Origin of the sequence: Soonwooa sp. (assembly GCF_030151385.1) — a bacterium.
GTDB lineage: Bacteria > Bacteroidota > Bacteroidia > Flavobacteriales > Weeksellaceae > Soonwooa.
In genome coordinates, this window is the sequence record NZ_JASLDS010000030.1 from 51519 (window position 1) to 66663 (window position 15145).

Sequence of the window (15145 nt, forward strand, 5' to 3'; positions counted from 1 at the left end):
ACTTATTGATATAAACTTACGTATTTTGCAAGGCCTTCTCTTTGACCATTTCCTACCGCTTCGAATTTCCACTCGCCGTTACGCTCGTAGATTCTTCCGAATTCTACTGCCGTTTCGATTGAGAAATCCTCGTCCAATTCGTATTTCAAGATTTCTTCGTTAGTATCTGTGTTGAAAATTCTGATAAACGAATTACGAACTTGTCCAAAATTCTGTTTTCTGTCGTCTGCCTCGTGAATTGTTACTACAACGATAATTTCTTTAACACGAGAATCAATTCCTGTTAAATCAATTTTGATTTGCTCATCATCGCCATCGCCGTCACCTGTTAGGTTATCACCAGTATGTGTCACCGCTTTGTCTGGAGATTGTAGGTTGTTATAAAACACGAAGAAATCGTCCGCGATTAATTTTTTATTTTCATTTAAAACAAAAACTGAAGCATCCAAATCGAAAGCACCGCCCGTTGACGAAGCGTTAGCATCCCAACCTAAACCGATTGTGAATTTTGGTGCGTTAATATTTTGTCGTTGTCCTTTTTGTAAGTTAATTGCCATTGTAAATTATTTTTTAATTTATTAATATTTCGTTTGTATTCTTCGACTTGATGGTAGTTGTTACTAATTGCCAAAAGCAACATTTGCGACAGCATTTTCTTGGAAAGATTTTGATACACAAAATCAAAATCGCCGTCTTCCATCAACAGAATATACTTTGTAATTCTTGTATTAAAACTAAAATGGTCCGAGTTCATCACCTCTACCAAATCTTTAGCCGTTTTAATTTTAAAATAGTTATAATGATTTTCGATTCTTGGATGGATGTCAGGATTCATTAATTCAGCAAAATACACGAAGATAAATTCACCATTAACATCGTATTCTTTCAATATTTTGTCAACCGTTTTTTCGTGGCTTCCTGTAATTTTGATGTCATCAATAAAAATGCAAAACTTGCCATCCACAAAGCTTTTGTCAATATAATAAGTATCGCCCGCAATCAAAGTCATTCTTTCCTCAAAACTCATGTTACCATAATCTTGGACATAAGTTTGTTTTCTGTGGATTTTCCCCTCTACACAAGCCGATTTACCATGCTCGAAAAGGAAGTAGTTAAGATGCTCTTTGAAGAAAGCGCACAAGAAATTGGACGCCGTTGGAATCGAATGGTATGGACTCGGAAAAAGGATAATCTCCTCCTGCTCCAGTATTTCGTCACCAAATTCTTTTATAAATCCATTGAATAAATCTTCGGCAAAAATATGGGCGAATTGTGTATCTCCAAATTTGAACCAACTGTATCCCGCTTCATCAAAGGGGCAATTGGCTTCATCATGGATTTTATGTAAACTATATCTTTTATTCATCATTAATTAAATTTCACTAATTCTGCGGCAATTCCAAAAGATTTGGCTCCTTGGTAATCTGCCACAGGATTGTCACCGATATGAATAATTTGAGATTTGGTTATAGTTTTTAGTTGTTGAGTGTTTTTGTAAAGATATTCAAATATTTCAAAATTTGGTTTGGAAATTCCAACTTCATCAGAAAAAATCATAAACGAAAAATAGCTATCCAATTCCAATTTTTTCAGAACTTTTCGGATAGAATCTCCATGAATAAAAGCGGTATTACTAAGAATACTCGCCGTTTTTCCATTGTCCTTTATCTTTCCTAAAAAGTCATGAATGTCTTCCCAAATAACTAATGGCACATTTTCTACGAAAAGCGCATCTGATTTTTCAAAAAACAGTTTTAAATCATCAATCGAAATATCTCGAATATCTATTCCGAGTTTATCCAAAATCAACATAAAAACCTCTTCTCTTTCAATATGATTTCCTGTTTTCTCCGAAATAGTATTAAACAAATTATCATAATATCGAATCACCGAATCTATCTCCTCCGTTGTTTTGTCCAAAGAGAAAACATTTTTTAGTAATTCGGTTCTTTGAGGTTTAAAATTGGGATTCGACCGAATAATCGTCATCCACAAATCAAATGAATAATGCTCGTAATTGTTGTTAAATTTCACTCAGTTTTTTATTTAGAACCTGCAGCCCACTTCATTCCCCAATTATAAGCTTTGTCACAATCGCCATGCGAATTGTGGAAGCTTACTAATTTTTTCACTTGCATGTTGGTTGGCGAAATCAGGATTTCTGCAATTGCACAAAACTTTTTAGGATCATTTTGTTGTCCCATTTGCACTTCGATATCAGGATTCCCTGGAACTTTAATCGTCACAACCGCATTTGTTTCTGCCCATCTCGCAACACCATCATAAATAAAACAATAAACAATGATACGCTTAATCTTCTCCAAAGATTGAGGATTCACAATAATATTCTCTCCCGAACCTGCAGCAGCACCACGATCATCACCTGTATGCCAAATCCAAGGCGCATCTGTGTAACAACCTTGTCTTGTTTTGCGATCTCTTGGCCCACCTTGACCTTTCGAAAATTGCAAACCATCGATACAGTTTTTGCTTCCGTCAGTTAATTCATAAAAAACACCAAGATCCAAGTCGATGTCTTTATTCCCCCCAAAAAGGCTAGACAAGAAACCGCCTTTTTTAGCTTGTTGTCCTTGTGACCAATTAAGGTTGATAACAATCTCTTTGTTAGAGTTATCTCTTTTTGTTAAATCAATCGAGTGCGTGTCGCCAGTTTTCTCAATTGTTACTTTTTGCAAGTTAATTGCCATATCAACTATTTAATGATTTGACCTTTGTAATATTTTGCCAAGAAAAATGCTAAATCTTCTCTATAACCAATTCCTGATGCTTCGAACTTCCAAGCGCCATTTCTTTTATAAAGACGACCAAATTCTACGGCAGTTTCAATAGAGAAATCTTCACCCAACTCGTATTTTGCAACTTCTTGTCCGTTAGAATCATCCACAATACGGATGTAAGAATTACGAACCTGACCATAATTTTGTTTTCTGTCCAAAGCTTCGTGAATCGTTACTACGAAAAGAATTTCGTTAATACGTGCATCAACTTTTGACAAATCTACCTCGATACTTTCGTCATCGCCATCTGCACTGTTTCCTCCTGTTGGATCATCGCCTGTATGATGTAATGCACCATCGGGAGAATCTGTATTTCCATAAAAAACAAAGAAAGGCTCGGCAGGAATTAAACGGTTTTCGTCAATCATAAATGCAGATGCATCCAAATCGAAATCTGCACCAGTTCCCTCATTTGGATCCCAACCTAATCCAATTGTCATTTTCGTTAAGCCAATATCGATCTTCTGACCTTTCTGTAAATTAATTGCCATAAATGTTTACGTTTTAAGTGTTTTTTGATTTAAAAAATTCTGTACGTAAATATAAACAAATCATTTGAAAGGAAAGTATGGCAAAGCCTTTTGAAACTGCTAAAATTCGTTAAAAAATGAAAAATGTGTTTGAAAATTTTCACTTAATTTTTATAAATGCTTGTCAAATTTAGTTTCGCTAAATTTTGATGTTCTTATTTCTAGAACTTTACTTATTTTAACGTCAGTTCGGGATAAGGCACTTTTACTTATACGAAGCATAACTTGCAGTATAAATTTGAAAGATTTTGTATCGAGAAAATTTGATAATAAGAAAATTCACTTGTTTTCGATACAGTTTTCTTCGAAAACCACTCCAACTGACGTCAATTTTCTTATTCCTAACTCAGGTTCTTTAGGATTGGAATAGAAATTTTTGTAAGAATTTAAAATATCAAATAAACAATTAGTAGTCCCTAGCCCCGATAGAAACGGCATCCTTTTGTGGTGGAGCGAGGCGACGGAGCGTAGCGGAGTCGTCCGAGCGATACTACAAAAGATATAGTGGATAGCGGGAAAAAGCTTCCAAAAAAAATACTAAAAAGCTTTTCGACGGAGTCAATAGCTCCAAATAAAAAGCCTGACCAAAAAGTCAGGCTTTAAATATGTTGATTTTCAAATTCTAGAATTGTCCGCCACCAAGTGCACGATAGAATTCGGTCATAGCTTGTAATTGTTGTAATTTGTCATTAACTGCGGAAAGCTGCGCTTGTAGCAAGGCTTGCTCTGCCGTCAAAACGTTAACGTAATTTACTTTAGATGAATAAGTCAACAACTCGTTACTGAAGTCAACAGCTTTTTGCAAAGATTCGATTTGCAATTGACGTGTTGCTTCTTTGGATTTTGCTTTTTCGTAAGTTACTAAAGCGTTCGAAACTTCCGAACCTGCCGTTAACAATGACTTTTCGAAACCTAAATAAGCCTGCTCTTTTCTAGCTTCCATAATTTTGACTTGCGTCTTACGATTGCCTTGCTGAAAGATATTTTGGGTAAGTGTTCCACCAATAGTGTAGAACAAAGACTCCTTGAAAAAGTCCGAAATATTCTTCGACGACAAGCCTAAAGTCCCCGTAATATTAAGGGATGGATAAACCTGTGCTAAAGCAATATTTTTGTTTTCAAAAGCTTGACGAAATGCCATTTCTGCAGCCAAAACATCGGGACGATTTTGCAACAACGAAGCCGGAAGCCCCGTTTTGAAATCAGCTGAAATTGTTTGCGAATCAATGCTATTTCGATCAATTGATTTTGGCGTTTCGCCCATTAAAGTATTAAGAGCATTTTCGGTTTGCTGGATTTGGATTTCCAAATCTGGAACCATCAACTGCGTCGAATACAAGTTGGCTTTACTCTGCTCAACATCAGCACCAGTTAAGTACGCCGCATCCATTAAAAGCTGCACAGCTTCGACATTCTTTTTACGAATTTCGATGGTTTGCTGCGTAATTTCTAACTGCTTGTCCAAAGACAACAATTGATAATACAAACTAGCAGCTTGCGCCACCAACTGCGTTTGCACCGCTCTTTTAGCAGCATCGGTTTGCAAAAATCCGGCATAAGCAGAACGCTTCATCGCAGCCATCTTTCCCCAAATATCAACTTCCCAACCTGCCGAAATGCCAAGTTGAAAATTAGTGACATCAGGAATTCGGAAGTTGCTTCCCTGCGCTGCTGCACTGTTTTTGGTATCTTTAATAGAAGCTATTCCATCCAACGTTGGCAAATTATTAAGCTGCGATTGTTTGAAAACCGCATCTGCTTCGTTAATTCTCGCCAGCGCTATTTTTAAGTCATAATTATTTTCGACTGTTTTTTTAATAACAGCTTGTAGCTTTTCATCAGAAAAAATCTGATTCCAAGCTACTTTCGCCATAGAAAGTGAATCCGAATTGGTTTGTTTTCTAAACAAAGATTTGTCCCAATCCGACTTTACATTTGGCTTTTGATAGGTTTCCGTGACTTTACAAGACTGCATTAGTCCTGCCAAAGCAATTGCGGAAACGATATGTGAAGTTTTAATTTTCATTGTAATAGATTTTCTGTTGAGATTATTCGCTAAGTCTGTTTCCATAATCTTCTTCGAAAACTTTCTTGCTCGATACACGCTCTTGTAAATATTGGAAAATCGCAAACAAAACTGGTATGAAAAGTACACCAAAAATAGTCCCAACCAACATACCTCCAATTGCACCAATACCAATAGATTGGTTACCGATAGCACCTGCACCACTTGCTGTTGCCAAAGGTATTAACCCGAAAATAAATGCAAATGACGTCATTAAAATCGGACGAATTCTTTGTTTAGCTCCAGAAATTGCAGCTCTACCAATAGTAAAGCCTTTCTTACGTGCATCCAAAGCAAATTCCACAATCAAAATCGCATTTTTCGCCAAGAGACCAATCAACATAATTAAAGAAATCTGAGTATAGATATTATTAGATTTACCAATCCAGCTAGAGAACATCATCGCACCAGCAAGACCTACTGGCAAGGACAGCATTACCGCAAATGGCAAAATATAACTTTCATACTGCGCCGCAAGCAAGAAGTACACGAATACACAACATAAAATAAAGATGTAAACCGTTTGACTTCCTGAGTTAACTTCTTCACGTGTTAAACCAGAAAACTCATAACCGTAACCAGTTGGCAAAGTTTCTGCTGCAACTTCTTTTACGATATTAATCGCATCTCCAGAACTGTAACCAGCATTCGGCGTTCCGTTAACACCAACAGCAGTAAAGAGGTTAAAACGTCCAATCGCTTGTGGTCCATATACTTTTTTGGTGGTTACAAATCGGCTAACTGGCGCCATAACACCAGAACTATTACGAACCATCATCGAGTTTAGATTTTCTAAACTTTGACGTTGATCAGCCGGCGCCTGATAAATTACACGATATTGTTTCCCAAATAAGTTAACATTGGAAGAATAAACCCCTCCAAAATAACCTTGCATCACGGATAAGATATCATTAACTGAAAAGCCTGCAGCTTTAGCCGTTGGCACGTCAATATCAATCATGTATTGCGGATAATTTGGGTTAAATGATGTAAAGGCATTTTGTATCTCTGGACGTTGCTTTAACGCATTGATAAAATCATTACTTACTTTGGTTAAATCTTCAATACTTCCACCTTTTTGATCCTGAACTTGGAATTCAAAACCTGCTGCATTACCAAAACCTTGAAGCGTTGGACGACCAAAGAATACCATTTTTGCATCTTTGATTCCTGCTGTCTTTTGATACAATCGACCAATTAAAGCTTGTGTACTTTCGTCTTTACCTGTACGTTGTGCCCAAGGTTTTAATTTTAAAATCAACATACCATTGTTACTACCAACACCAGACATCATACCACGACCAGTAACTTTAAGAATGTGATCGACTTCTGGTTCTTTTTTAACAATAGCTTCTACTTCGTCTAAAAGTGCTTGAGTTCTGGCTTCACTAGCTCCTAATGGCAAAGATATATCAGCCATAACACCTCCCATATCCTCAGATGGAACGAAAGATTTCGGTGTCGTATTCATCAACCAAACAAAGATTGCTGTAAACAAAGCCAAACCTAAACCAGCAAGCCATTTTTTTCTTAAAAGGATTAAAACCCATCCCGAATAACGTTTAACAAAAGCATCGAAAATTGTATTAAAATACATGAAGAATCGCTGCATGATATTCATCTTCTTAGCTTCGTGAGAATGTGGTTTTAGGAAAATAGCACATAGAGCTGGACTTAACGTCAAGGCATTAATTGCCGAAAGTCCAATCGAAATCGCCAACGTCAAACCAAATTGCTTATAAAACACCCCAGCCGAACCAGTAATAAAACTCACCGGTACGAATACCGCCGACATTACCAAAGTAATACTGATAATCGCCCCACTAATATCGCCCATCGCATTGATAGAAGCTCGTAATGGTGACTGTTCACCTTGCTCCAATTTACTATGGACGGCTTCAACAACAACAATCGCATCATCCACCACAATACCAACTGCCAAGATTAAGGCAAATAAAGTTAAGAGGTTGATGGTAAATCCAAATATATCAAGGAAAAAGAAAGTACCAATAATCGCTACGGGAACTGCAATTGCTGGAATTAAGGTTGAACGCCAATCCTGCAAGAATATAAAAACAACGATGAATACTAAGATAAACGCCTCAACTAAGGTATGGACAACCTTTTCGATAGAAGCATCTAGGAAATCATTCGCATTAACCAAAGTTGTCCATTTGACACCTTTCGGAAAAGTTTTTTCAGCATTTGTTAAAACCGCTATTGTCTGATTGATAACATCTTGTGCGTTAGACCCAGCCGTTTGTGCAATCGCAATACCAATACCAGGATTACCATCTGTAAAACTCTTTCCTGTATAATCTTGTGCTCCTAATTCGATTTTGGCAACATCTTTTAAGCGAAGAACTTGTCCATTTTCGGTACTTCTTAATACGATATTTTCAAACTCTGGAATTTCGGTTAGACGACCTTTATATTTTAAAGTATATCTAAAACTTGTTTCTGCATTATCGCCGATACTACCAGGTGCAGCTTCAATATTTTGCTCTGCCAAAACAGTATTAATGTCCGCTGGTACCAATCCGTAACCTGCCATTTTTTGAGGATCAAGCCAAATTCTCACCGAATAATCTTTGGTCCCAAAAACTGTTGCGTCACCAACTCCTGGCACCCTTTTAATCTGTGGAATAATGTTGATATTCGCGTAGTTCTGAATAAAAGTTTGATCAAATTGTGGATTCTCACTATACAATGAGAAAATTAACACGTTGGAACTTTGACGTTTAACAACAGTTACCCCAGCCTGCGTTACTTCTCTTGGAAGCAAACTATTAGCTCGCGACACTCTGTTTTGTACGTTAACCGCTGCAATATCTGGATTAATGCCTTGTTCAAAATATACAGTCACCGAACCAGATCCATCATTGGTTGCTGATGATGTCATATAGGTCATTCCTTCAACACCGTTGATTTGCTCCTCCAATGGAACAATCACACTTTTCAAAATTACATCTGCATTTGCACCCATATAGCTGGCGTTAACAACTACAGTAGGCGGCGCAATATCTGGATACTGCGCAACAGGTAATGTTACGATACCCAATACTCCCAAAATTACGATGATGATGGAAATCACCGTGGAAAGTACTGGACGTTCTATAAATTTTTTAAACATAAATCTTAAATAAAATCAGAAAAACCTTAATCATTACTCTTTAACACTGTTTGAAGACTTGTTTCTTTTGGAACAACTTCAGTATCGTCTTTCAAGATACCAACACCTTGTACCACAACCTTGTCTCCTTCTTTCAAGCCTGACTCAACAGCGTAAGACACGCCATCTGGCAATTCCGTAATTTTTACTTCTTGAGATTTTACTTTATTGTTTGCACCAATAACATAAACAAAGATTTTTCCTTGAAGCTCATAAGTTGCCTTTTGAGGAATAACAATAATATTTTCCAAATTAGTAGGAAGCAAAACAGTAGCACTATAACCACTTCTCAAAAGTCCTTGCGGATTGGTAAAAGCAGCACGCATACTAAATGAACCTGTATTAGGATCAACCAAACCGCTGATGGATTCTAGTTTTCCTTTTTCGTTGTACATACTTCCGTCAGACAATTTAAGGCTGATAAGTGGTGTATTTTTAATTTTTTCAGCAATAGAAGCACCTGGCGAATGCTTTAAGAAATTAAGCTGATCCTTCTCATTAATTGAGAAATAAGCATAGATTTTTGAAATATTAGAAACAGTTGTCAAAGCTTGCGATGTGCTTGCACTAACATAGCTTCCAGCTTTTAAAGGCAGTGTACCTACAACGCCAGACACAGGACTTGTAATCACAGTATAACCTTGGTTAACTTTAGCATTTGTCAATTGTGCTTGTTGTTCTGCTAGACTTGCTTGCGCAGCTTTCAGGTTAAGTTGAGCAGCCTGTAATTCGTAAGCTGAAATGATTTTACGATCAACCAAAGGTTTGGTTTTTGTCACCTGCATTTGTGCCGTTGCAACTGCCGCTTGAGCGCTGTTTACAGAAGCTTGCGCCACACGAACCATTTGCTCATACTGCGGATTACGAATACGAAACATCGATTGTCCACGACTTACCATCTGGCCCTCGTCAACATAAAGATTTTCGATAAACCCGTCAATCTTTGGACGAATTTCAACATTTTCTACACCTTCTAATCTTGCAGGATATTCTGTATGATTATCAGCAGCACCAGATTTAGCAACAATATACTCGTATGGTTGTGGCTTAGCATCCTTCTGCGCATCAGGTTTCTTATCTTTGGAACAAGAGGCCACTACAAGCGCAGAAGCTGCTATCAATATCGAAATTCTTCTCATAAATATTATAAAATTAAATGATTTGCTAAAATAAAGTTTTGAAACCAAACAAACGATTGATTTGCATCAATAAAAACGATTAAAGATAATAGATAATATGTATCGAATACGATTGTTAATGCAGGTTTAACGTTTACTTAACAAAAAATCCGAAAGCTAAAGCTTTCGGACTATTGGTAATATTTCGTTCTTTTGGAGCGCAAATCGTTTTTGATCCGCTTCTGAGTATTTTTGTGAATAATAATTAACATCAACTTCAAAACCAAGGCTTTTCAGTCGGTCAAAATAATCCATTCCGTACCACCTTACATGATCATATTGCCCAAAATGTTTTTGTCGTTCTTTGGGATCAGTAATACTGAAGTCCTCATAAGTTTCTGCAAGTCCATTCTTCATCGGGACTTGTAAAATCCCCCAACCTCCTTTCTTCATCACGCGATATAATTCAGACATTGCTTTTCGATCATCTACAATATGTTCCAAAACATGATTACAAATGATAACATCAAAACTATCATCTTCAAAAGGCAAATCCAAAATATCAGCCTTAACATCAACTATCGGAGAATATAAATCCGCTGACGTATAATCGAGGTTTTTCATTTTTTTGAATCGTCGCAGGAAATCCTGCTCTGGCGCAATATGCAAAACCTTAAGATTTTTGGTAAAAAAATCAGTTTCATTTTTAAGATACAACCACATTTGACGATGTCTTTCTAGCGACAAAGTCCCAGGTGATAATGCATTTTCTCTTTGCTTCCCGTAACCATACGGAAGAAATTTTCTGTAAGATTTACCATCAATTGGATCTGTAAAACGATCGCCTTTGTAGACTTGATAAATCATTGGTCGCGCCAAAATACTCAATTGAATAAGCATTGGTCTTGGCACTTTATTCAGAAGAAATTTTGCAATTTTTTTCAAACGAAATAAATTAAATTTAACTTTAAATAAATTTTACAAGCAATTAAAATACTGCCTATTACAAAATTAACCTAAAGTGATTTTAACTAAATTAAAAATCTAATTGAAAGGCTTTTTCCTCGTCAGATGTAATTCCTAAAGCATCATAAATATGCTGATAAGTCGATAACAAAACTGGCTTACCTTTGATGATGCACACATCATGTTCGAAGTGTGCTGATGGAAGATTATCCAAAGTTGTAACTGTCCAACCATCGTTATGGAATTTAACTTTTTCCGTCCCCATATTTGTCATCGGCTCAATAGCAAGTGCAATACCGTCTTTTAAAACTTTGCCACTTCCTTTTTTACCATAATTTGGAACTTGAGGATCTTCGTGCATTTTTCGCCCTAGTCCATGTCCAACCAATTCCCTAACTACACCATAACCTTCCTTCTCGCAATGTACTTGGATCGCATTCGCAATATCACCAACACGCTTTCCACGGATACATTGCTCTATTCCTTTATAAAGTGATTCTTTAGTTACGCGAAGCAATTTCTTAACCTCTGGAGCAACTTCTCCAACTTCGAAAGTATAAGCATGATCACCGTAGAAATCGTTCATATAAACGCCACAATCCACAGACAGAATATCGCCTTCTTTTAAAGGTTCATCATTAGGAATCCCATGCACCACTTGGTCATTAGGAGAAATACAAAGATTCTTAGGAAAATCATACATTCCTAAAAACGCAGGATAACCACCATGATCGCGAATAAATTCGCCACCCAATTTATCCAAATAATTTGTTGTAACACCATGTTTAATTTCCTTCGCAAGCATACCCAAAGTTTTAGAAACCAATTGAGCGCTTTCTTTCATTAAGCGAAGTTCTTCTATTGTTTTTAACTGTATCATTGTATTAAAAAATTAAAATGCTGATTAAAAAACCAGCATTAATAATGTTTGTCTAAATATCTTACCAAAAAAGACCTCTCTTTTTCTCTTTTTTCATTTTAGAATAAGCATGTACTTCTCCACCTGCCACTTGGAATTCGATACGTTCTTTAACGATTTGATAAACCTCGCCCCAACCTGGGAAACCACCCAAATTACGATCATCAATGAAAAGATCCGCATCTAGCTTACGGCTTTGTGTTTCATGATCAAAAACTTCTCCTTCGAAACTTGAATTAACAGCGTAAAACTCTAAGCCATTTTTACGACAGAATTCTACTGCATCATTAAGCTCTTTACCATGACGGTATGTCCACAAAATAAGTCTATAACCTTCTGATTGTAGCTTTTTTAAGGTATCGAATGCAAAAATTTTAGCTTTACCAATTCCTGGATATGCATCATCAACGATTGTACCATCAAAATCAATTGCTAACTTTTTATTACTTGTCATCATAGGGATTTAATTTCAGTGTGCAAATATACGAAATATATGAAAACAAAAACGAGGCCTTTTGACCTCGTTTTGTTTATGATTTAACCCATTTAAAGCTATATTCTTTGTCAGGTGTTGCAAGTCGGTCTGTAATACGTTGTAATCTAGATGGTAACTTCATCAGATAATCTCTGGCTTTTTCTGCAGACTCATTAAGTCCTGTGATGCCATCGATCTTCCAATCTACCAAAAGATCTTTTAAGATATCAATGTAATCTTGTGCTGTGTAAACCATGCAGCGTTGTGCAGCATCTGAGAAATGCTCCCAAAGTTCTCCAGCTTTTTGACCAGATTCTCTCATCAAGTGTGCAGGCATCACGATTTTTTTACGCATCATATCTTCAAACGCTAACATCATTTCGCTAGCATCCAATTCGAAGATTCTCTCTACGAAATGCTTATAAGCTTTTGCATGTCTCGCTTCATCCGCAGCAATTACACCACACATTTTAGCAAGTTTAGTATTACCTGTTTGTTTAGCTAAAGTCCCAACACGACGGTGCGAGATATTAGTTGCGGTCTCTTGGAAACTTGTATAGACAAAGTTTTTATAAGGATCCATACTGGTTTGCAAATCAAACCCATCGTTAATTAAATACTGTGTTGTGATTTCCATTTCGCGCATGTTAACGCGTCCACATAGATAAAGATATTTACCAAGCAAATCGCCATGACGGTTTTCTTCAGCCGTCCAAGCTCTTACCCACTGTGCCCAACCAACTTTCTCTTCTTGGTTAATACCATCGATTCCCATAATCCAAGATTCGTAACTAGGCAAAGCTTCTTCGGTAATACAATCTCCAATTAATGTAACAAAAAGATCATAAGGCATCTCATGCGCAAATGTCTGTAACTCATCCAATTGATCCTTAAAATCTGAACTAGATGTATCAGGCAAAAAATCCGAAGGTTGCCATATCTTTTCAATAGGTGTAAGAAACTTCGAAATAAAACTCGACATTTCAATTTCCAAATTTTTCATCACCTCCTTCCTAACCAGTTTGTTGTACATTAATATTTAATTTTAAGTTTTCGCAAATTTAACAATATTATGCGTAGAATAGCACTAATTTTTATGATTTAAAACAATTTCAATTAAGATGTTAAAACTTCTCCTGTCATAACATCAGGGATTTGAACACCCATAACACTCAAAATTGTTGGGGCAACATCACCTAATTTACCTGCTTTAAGATTCCACGTACGCTCTTTATCCATCACAATAAATGGAACTAAATTAGTCGTATGTTGCGTGTTTGGAGAACCATCAGCATTTATCATGATATCCGAATTACCGTGATCTGCCAAAATAAATACAGCATAACCATGTTCGTATGCCATTGTTGCAACTTTTTCGATGCAAGAATCAACAACTTCAGCCGCTTTAACAGCCGCTTCAAAAACGCCAGTATGTCCTACCATATCAGTATTGGCAAAATTTAAACATACAAAATCAGCAGTGCCATGCTCTAACTCCGGCAAAATTGCTTTTGTAATATCATAAGCTGACATTTCTGGCTTTAGATCATAAGTTGCAACATCTTTTGGACTTGGACACAACAAACGCTTTTCACCATTAAATTCCGCTTCACGACCTCCCGAAAAGAAGAATGTTACGTGCGGATACTTTTCTGTTTCAGCAATTCTGATTTGGCTTTTACCAGCGCGTTCTAGCACCTCGCCCATTGTATTCTCTAAAACATTTTCATCAAAAACAACATCAACATTTTTAAAGGTCTTATCGTAATTGGTTAACGTAATGTATTTTAGATCTAATTTGTACATTTCGTAATCTGGAAAATCCTGCTGCGAAAGTACTTCTGTGATTTCTCGTCCTCTATCTGTTCTAAAGTTAAAACAAATAACGACATCACCATTTTCTATTTTAGCAATCGGTGTCCCATTTTGGACGCATACAATTGGCTTGATAAATTCGTCAGTAATATCGTTGTGGTACGAATTTTCGATCGCTTCCAAAGGATTTTTTGTTTCTACTCCTTTGCCCTTTACAAGAAGATCATAAGCTAACTTCACACGCTCCCAACGCTTGTCGCGGTCCATTGCATAGTAGCGTCCAATAATCGACGCCAAACGTCCCGTCGATTGCTTCATGTGATCCAAAAGCTCTTTGATAAAGCCTAAACCAGAATGCGGATCGCAATCACGACCATCTGTAAAAGCATGGACAAAAACATTTTTTTCTAGTCCAAAATTATGAGCAGCTGTCAATAAAGCTTTCAAGTGATTGATATGCGAATGCACACCTCCATTAGAAACCAATCCAATAAAGTGTACTTTTTTATGATTGTCTCTTGCATAGGCAAAAGCATCCTGAATTTCTTTTTGGCTACCCAAAGTTCCATCTTCTGCAGCCATGTTTAGCTTAACAAGATTTTGATACACTACACGTCCAGCACCAAGATTCATGTGTCCAACTTCCGAGTTTCCCATTTGTCCAGCGGGCAAACCAACAGCAAGTCCACTAGCTTCCAATGTCGTGTGTGGAAAATTCTTAAGACAATTATCTATAAAAGGTGTTTTGGCTTTTTCTAATGCCGAAACTTCTGGATTTGTACCCAATCCCCAACCATCTAGAATGGCTAGTATTGCTTTTTTTGACATGATTTTGGATTTTTACTCCTACAAATTTAACAAATAAGGATGAAGATTTCTAGTAAAATTCATGTTTTTACTATGGATATTTTTACTACCTTTAAAATCTTTTTCTAAAATCAAAAAACGAGATGGATCTTAGAGACCAATTAAAAAATCTTTTCCCTGATCATGAAGAGCAAGATTTCGAAATGCCAGAGGAAAAATTTGAGCAAAAAGAAGCGCTCATTTGTAAGTTCGAAAAGAAAGGACGTAACGGAAAACCTGTAACTTTAATAGAAGGATTCGAAGGTAGCGAAGACGAATTAAAAGCGATTTCTAAAAAGATAAAAACGACACTTGGCATCGGTGGCTCAGAGAAAGATGGCGTCATCGTAATCCAAGGCGACAACCGCGATAAGATTATGGCAATCCTAAAAGATTTAGGTTATAAAACAAAACGCGTTGGCGGATAATCTTTATTAAAGG

Annotated in this window: 14 protein-coding genes; 1 reads left to right on the forward strand and 13 read right to left on the reverse strand. The window is 36.7% G+C overall.

The window, feature by feature from the left end:
• Positions 1–2: 2 nt before the first annotated feature.
• The 13 genes from Q1V95_RS05075 to gpmI form a co-directional block, all read right to left on the reverse strand.
• Positions 3–557 (reverse strand): TerD family protein, encoded by a 555-nt coding sequence (locus Q1V95_RS05075; RefSeq protein ID WP_300671100.1) that lies wholly within the window; start codon positions 555–557, stop codon positions 3–5.
• On the reverse strand, positions 491–1369 hold the full coding sequence (locus tag Q1V95_RS05080) for a phosphoribosyltransferase family protein (RefSeq protein ID WP_366143270.1): 879 nt from the start codon (positions 1367–1369) through the stop codon (positions 491–493). The genes Q1V95_RS05075 and Q1V95_RS05080 overlap by 67 nt, the downstream gene beginning before the upstream one ends.
• Entirely contained in the window at positions 1369–2034 is a 666-nt protein-coding gene (locus tag Q1V95_RS05085; protein ID WP_300671103.1) for an HAD family hydrolase, read from the reverse strand. The genes Q1V95_RS05080 and Q1V95_RS05085 overlap by 1 nt, the downstream gene beginning before the upstream one ends.
• A gap of 8 nt (positions 2035–2042) precedes the next feature.
• The gene (locus tag Q1V95_RS05090; protein ID WP_300671106.1) at positions 2043–2708 is read right to left on the reverse strand and encodes a hypothetical protein; all 666 of its coding nucleotides are present in this window, start codon (positions 2706–2708) and stop codon (positions 2043–2045) included.
• A 5-nt stretch (positions 2709–2713) separates the two neighbouring features.
• Positions 2714–3289 carry a TerD family protein gene (locus Q1V95_RS05095; RefSeq protein WP_300671109.1) on the reverse strand — a complete coding sequence of 192 codons (576 nt, stop codon included), beginning with the start codon at positions 3287–3289 and terminating at the stop codon, positions 2714–2716.
• A 661-nt stretch (positions 3290–3950) separates the two neighbouring features.
• Complete coding sequence (locus tag Q1V95_RS05100) at positions 3951–5399, reverse strand: TolC family protein (RefSeq protein ID WP_300671112.1); 1449 nt, start codon at positions 5397–5399, stop codon at positions 3951–3953.
• Entirely contained in the window at positions 5377–8526 is a 3150-nt protein-coding gene (locus tag Q1V95_RS05105; RefSeq protein WP_300671115.1) for an efflux RND transporter permease subunit, read from the reverse strand. The genes Q1V95_RS05100 and Q1V95_RS05105 overlap by 23 nt, the downstream gene beginning before the upstream one ends.
• 26 nt (positions 8527–8552) lie before the next feature.
• Positions 8553–9704: an efflux RND transporter periplasmic adaptor subunit gene (locus tag Q1V95_RS05110; protein ID WP_300671118.1), complete on the reverse strand. Its 1152-nt coding sequence runs from the start codon at positions 9702–9704 to the stop codon at positions 8553–8555.
• Positions 9705–9860: 156 nt separating this feature from the next.
• Entirely contained in the window at positions 9861–10628 is a 768-nt protein-coding gene (locus tag Q1V95_RS05115; RefSeq protein ID WP_300671121.1) for a class I SAM-dependent methyltransferase, read from the reverse strand.
• Positions 10629–10719: 91 nt separating this feature from the next.
• Positions 10720–11529, reverse strand: a complete 810-nt coding sequence (gene map / locus Q1V95_RS05120; RefSeq protein WP_300671124.1) for a type I methionyl aminopeptidase — start codon at positions 11527–11529, stop codon at positions 10720–10722.
• A 61-nt stretch (positions 11530–11590) separates the two neighbouring features.
• Positions 11591–12022, reverse strand: a complete 432-nt coding sequence (locus Q1V95_RS05125) for a BT0820 family HAD-type phosphatase (protein WP_300671374.1) — start codon at positions 12020–12022, stop codon at positions 11591–11593.
• A gap of 76 nt (positions 12023–12098) precedes the next feature.
• Positions 12099–13076 (reverse strand): acyl-ACP desaturase, encoded by a 978-nt coding sequence (locus Q1V95_RS05130; protein WP_300671127.1) that lies wholly within the window; start codon positions 13074–13076, stop codon positions 12099–12101.
• A gap of 83 nt (positions 13077–13159) precedes the next feature.
• Positions 13160–14686, reverse strand: coding sequence for a 2,3-bisphosphoglycerate-independent phosphoglycerate mutase (gene gpmI, locus Q1V95_RS05135; protein WP_300671130.1), 1527 nt, complete (start codon positions 14684–14686; stop codon positions 13160–13162).
• Between the two features lie 122 nt (positions 14687–14808).
• On the opposite strand from gpmI, the gene Q1V95_RS05140 reads away from it, so the two are divergent.
• Positions 14809–15132, forward strand: a complete 324-nt coding sequence (locus tag Q1V95_RS05140; RefSeq protein WP_300671132.1) for a translation initiation factor — start codon at positions 14809–14811, stop codon at positions 15130–15132.
• Positions 15133–15145: the final 13 nt, after the last annotated feature.